This is a genomic window from Micromonospora sp. CB01531, from assembly GCF_001905095.1.
Lineage (GTDB): Bacteria > Actinomycetota > Actinomycetes > Mycobacteriales > Micromonosporaceae > Micromonospora.
This window is the reverse complement of record NZ_LWLS01000040.1, coordinates 1-3,428: the sequence shown is the minus strand read 5'-3', so window position 1 is coordinate 3,428 and position 3,428 is coordinate 1. Positions and strand designations below refer to the sequence as shown.

The following is a 3,428-nucleotide window of genomic DNA, read 5'->3' as shown; positions in this document are numbered from 1 at the left end:
ACCTGACAACTGGACGGCACGAGCCGGATAAGCCGAGAGGCTTACGTCCGGATCTGTGGGGGCGGGCGGGTGAGACTCCCGCCCGCTACCCGGCGGCCTCGATCCCGGGCGGGGAGCATCTGCCGTCGAATGTCATCAAGGGCCGGACCCGGCAGGTTGTCACGTTCCTCAACGCCAACGGTCGGCTGCCGGTGGACGTGTTCGAACTCGAAGGCGCTCCGAGGGTCCCGCGGATGCTGCTGCTGGCCGCGTGTGACAGGCAGCAGGCCACCCTCGAGCGTTGCGAGACCGACCCGGGCAGGGTGCTGCTGCGCTTGCAGTTGCCCTTACGGCCGGATCCGCGCGCGTATCGGGACTGGACGTGGGTGGCCTGTCCGATCATCCTGCCGCCCACGGTCCCTGCGGGTGCGGTGCTGCACCTGCCCACTCTCCGTGTCCTGGGTGGCAGGGTGCGCGCCGATGTGGCATTCACCCATGTCGTGGCGAAAGCCCGCCGCGCCGGTCACACGGTCGGGCTCGGTGTGGACTGGGGCGTGAACACCCTCCTCAGCGCGGGGGCCGTACGACTGCACACCGACGGGCGGATCGCGGCGTTGGGGGCTGGTGGCCAGTTCCGGGCCGCCGGGGTCCTCGCGAAGCAGCACCGGCTGCGCCGTCACGGTGAGCGGCTGCACGCCAAGGTCGAGCACTACCAGCGGCTCATCGGCGTCAACGAGCGCCATCACCTCGTCGGCAAGCATGCGGTCCTGCGCGACGAGATCCGCCACGTCTCCGAACGCCGCCAGAACCTGAACAACGCGCTCGCCTGGGCTGCCGCCCGTTGGGCCGTCGACCAGGCGATCGCCGCCCGGGCGTCCGTGATCTATCTGGAAGACCTGCGGTCTTTGGAAGCACGGGGCATGGGCGCCATCCTGAACACGCGCCTGTCCCAGCAGGTACGCGGAAAGATCGTCGACCGCATGCGGCACCTCGCCGCCGAGCAGGGTATCGCCGTGGTCACCGTCCCCGCCCGCAACACGTCCAAGCGCTGCCCGCAATGCCTGACCGTGCTGCAACATCGCAAAGCGCCCGACAAGCCGACCGTGGCGGGCTGGAAGTGGGCCATCTGCCCCAACCAGTCCTGCCGCTGGCAGGGCGACCGCGACCACGGCGCCTGGCGGCGCATCGCCGCCCGCGGCCTCACCCACCAGGCCAAGACCGTCATCGACAAGACCAGCGGTCAGATGGTGATCCGCGCCGTGGTCGACAAACTCGAAGCCACAGCGGTCATCACGAAGGTGAGTCGGGTGGACCGGTCGAAGACCGGCCCCACCCGGCACAAGGCAACACGCCCCGCGCCCAGGCGACGCAGGGCACCCTCCCCCACCCGGCCCCACAGCCGAGCGGGCAAGCGCCCGGAGGGACACGCACCAACGGACCGGACCCGGCTGCCCCGCGCAGCCCACCGACACCAGGGCGTGAACACGATCAGCACACCCACCACCGGCCACCGGCCACGAGGGGCCGCCTTGGGCGCGGGATTTCACCTGCATGCCCACGCCTCCCCGCCACGGTGGGAAACGATCCCGGAAACTCAATCCGACTCAGGATCACTAGGCTGACCAGAGACGCTCCCGGCTTCGTCGACTTCCCGTGCCCACCGGAGCTGACTCCATCCCACCAGTGCGCCGCTGCCCGACCTCGGCTGTGTTCCTGCAGCCCCCTAGTCATCGCCGAATGCACCGAGTATCCGGGAGCGGGCGTTCGTGACTTCCGTAGCTGAGCAGTCGCAGGACTTGGACGGCGCGCTGTCCGTACTTGGTGTGGGCGCGGCGGGCGGCGGAGGTGCGGCTCTACCGCCGTCTGGTGCAGGCTGGGCCGGCCACCACGGAGGATCTCGCTGCGGTCCTTGGACTGCCGGTCGCCGAGGTCGAGCGGCTGGTCAAGGCGTTGGCTCACCGGGGTCTGCTGAGCTTGACAGCTGGCGGTCCGGGCCTCTCGTGTGCGTTGCCGCCGCAGGTTGCGGTCGAGTCGCTGATCCAGCGCCGTGAGCAGGAGTTGTCCCGCGCGCGGAGGGCTCTGGCTTCCCTGGTGGCGGAGCACAGTGTGGCCTCGGGTGTCTCGCCTGCCGGCCCGGTGGAGCTGCTCGATGGGCCTGGGCTGGCGCGGCGTTGGGCGGAGGTGGAGGCTTCTGTCGAGCGGGAGATGCTGGTGTTGGCGAGGGTGCCCTTCGTCCGGCATACCGACCGGACCAGGGAGGTGCTGGGCGTGCTGGAGCGCCGGGTGGACTGCCGGTGCGTCTACGACCGCTCGGCGCTGGATCAGCCCGGTTCGCTGCGTGCCATCAGCCAGTTTCATGCGGTCCTACGCGTGGCCCGACACGCCGCCCACCGCGCCGTGGAACCCGGGCTCGCGCCGCTGTCCGCCTCCGCGTCGCTCAGTACCGACGGCCTGCTCCTGCGGCTCGAGACCGACACTGTGTGGATCGACGCGGACGAAGCAGAACGCCTCGCTACCACGCGCCCTAGAGACGGACGGCAGCCCGCCGCGAGCCGATGCCCTGGCCGCCTAGCTGCCCTGTCCGGCCGGGCTGAGGCGGATCGACCTCGCCAGGACGCCGCCGTGGTGAGGCGGCCGCCGGCGAGTTCACTCGACGCGGCGCTGCGAACTCCGCTGTAACAGCCTCGCCCTAGCGTCCCCGGCCGGTAGGAAGCACCGGCGACCACAGCAGCTGCTCGACCGCCCCCGCACAGGAAGTCCGATCACCCGGAGGTACCGTGAGACCCCTCACCAGAGCCACCCTGGCCACGCTGTCGGCCGCGGCGCTGGCCTTTACGACCTGCCTGACCGGAGGAACCGCCACCGCGGCCTCCGGCGACAGCGCCGCCATCGACGCGGCCGGCCCCGGCGGCACCACCGTCACCTTGATCACCGGCGACCGGATCACGGTGGGCATCGGTGCCGACGGCAAGCCCACCTACACCGTCGCCCCGCTGCCCGGGGTGGACCGCACCGGCGTCACCTTCGCCGTGAACACCGTCGGCACGGACACCTACATCGTCCCGTCGGACGTGGCGGACCTCACCGGCCCGGCGTCGGTGCTCGACCACGAACTGTTCAACGTCACCAAGCTGGTCGCGGAGGGCTTCGACGACGCGCACTCCGGCTCGCTGCCGCTGATCGTGCAGCGCGCGGACGGCGGCTCCGTCACCGGTGTCGAGGGGGTTGAGCCAGGGCCAGAAGCTGGACGTGCTGGGCGCGCACACCGCGCGGCTGAAGAAGTCCGCAGTCGGTGTCTTCGGCGAGGAACTGGCCGACGCCGACACCACCGCGGCCCCGGCCGCCGCCGTCAGGGCCGCCCGGGAGCACGGGCGCGTCGCGCCCCGCCGCCAACTGGATCCTGCTGGCTTATTGCTGGGTTCATGCGGCCAGGGCGAGTCGGGCGAGGT

Annotated in this window: 2 protein-coding genes and 1 pseudogene; all 3 read left to right on the top strand. The window is 71.0% G+C overall.

Annotated features, from left to right (window positions below):
* On the top strand, positions 1-1,601 hold a 1,601-nt coding region (locus A6A27_RS07355), incomplete at its 5' end, for a zinc ribbon domain-containing protein (protein ID WP_198940220.1).
* 223 nt (positions 1,602-1,824) lie between these two features.
* A complete protein-coding gene (locus tag A6A27_RS07350; protein ID WP_143193926.1) occupies positions 1,825-2,658 on the top strand; it encodes a hypothetical protein in 834 nt (277 codons plus the stop codon).
* Between the two features lie 98 nt (positions 2,659-2,756).
* Positions 2,757-3,428, top strand: a pseudogene (locus A6A27_RS07345) (hypothetical protein); the annotation flags it as partial.